Origin of the sequence: Microcoleus sp. Pol11C2 (genome assembly GCF_036701505.1) — a bacterium.
Classification (GTDB): domain Bacteria; phylum Cyanobacteriota; class Cyanobacteriia; order Cyanobacteriales; family Microcoleaceae; genus Microcoleus.
This window is the reverse complement of the sequence record NZ_JAUBQX010000118.1, coordinates 1-1,443: the sequence shown is the minus strand read 5'-3', so window position 1 is coordinate 1,443 and position 1,443 is coordinate 1. Positions and strand designations below refer to the sequence as shown.

General features: G+C 46.0%; 1 protein-coding gene. It reads right to left on the bottom strand.

Annotated features, from left to right (window positions below; all coding sequences use genetic code 11):
- Positions 1-8: 8 nt before the first annotated feature.
- Complete coding sequence (gene tnpC / locus QUA42_RS27540) at positions 9-1,391, bottom strand: IS66 family transposase (protein WP_333141853.1); 1,383 nt, start codon at positions 1,389-1,391, stop codon at positions 9-11.
- Positions 1,392-1,443 lie beyond the last annotated feature (52 nt).

Genomic DNA, 1,443 nt, shown 5'->3' with positions numbered 1-1,443 from the left:
GTAATTGCTCAACTAGGGGAAAAAAGGGAGCCATGAATAGAGAGGGCTTGTTGAATAGCTTGATAAGCAGTTAAGCCCTGCCTTTTACCAGTATTGACAACTGAACGAACCGCCGCAAATAAATCTCGCCCCCATTGGGAACGAAAGCAATTAGTCACGCGACGAAATATCACGCTCATCCGAATCGCTTGTTCGCTAGAATTATTTGTCGGTGGAAGTGCAGCATCTTCCAGAAATAAAAACAAATTATCCATCAGCTCGCCATAGCGTTTTCGCAACCGAACACCATCCGGTTGATATGGCATTAAACTCAAAATTGTGATTAATCTTTCTCGTAAATTACTGCGATATCGCTCCAGTCTTGCCTCGTCCATCCTGTCGCGTCGTCGATGGATGACAAAAGCTCTTAATAATAACCTCTTCATCGCTGGGGCAAAAATCTTGTCTCCTGCATCAATGGCATATTGACAATCCCGCAGTTGATGGGCTAAACACACCTGCCATTTTGCTGCTGGGTGATTTTTTTGAGCACTAAAAAGGTCTGATACCCACAGTTGCGGGCGATGTTCTCCGAGAACTTCACTAATTACTCCAGCCCCTCGACTGGGACGGATGACATGCAGGCAAATATCTTGGTTCTGAAACACCCATTCCCATTGGTTTTGTCCGTTCACTCTGGCACTGGTTTCATCCGAGCAAATTAATTTTGCCTGCCGCAAACGTTGCAGTATTTGATTTACCTGGTCATCTAAACTGGTTTTGACGGTACTTAAGAGGTTGGCGATCGCTCCTTCGGATATCTTGAGTCCAAAAACTTCCGCCAAGATTCCCGACAGCCGTTCGTAGCCGATCGCATGAGTGTAGCGCAGATATGTAACTAGGCTTTGAATTGAACTGCCAAATGGTGAACCCGGTTCCATTCCTGCGGGTACGGGGGCAAGATACTCGGTTTGACAACAGGCGCAGCGACCGCCATAACGTTCAATGCGCGTTACGATCGGGCGAATTGGTGGTAGTTCTATTTTGTCATAGACTGCTTGCAATTTTTGGGACGTGGCAGTGACTGTTTCTGAACACTGGGGGCAACTTTTGATTTGAGCGACAATGATTTGGTCGGGTTCGGGATGTAGATGTCTTCCCCCTCCTACTCTGCCGATGCTTTTTTGTCTTTTGACTCCTTCTATTTTCGATGGCTTCGGCTTGATGTTGGACTTGAATCCTTTTGATGGTGGAGTGCTTGAATTCGAGCTGGTTTTGGCGGGAGATGAGTTGGGTTTTGATTCGTCAGTGTCTAATGCTGCCCGCAGTTTTTTGATTTCCTGCCATAGCTCTACTATCAAGGCGTTTTTGGCCTCATCCGATAGTTGTTTTAGGTCAGGGAGTTTTTTCATTCCTTTATCTAATGTTTATCTCGTTCTCTTGTCAAGGGGGTTGAGCAATTAC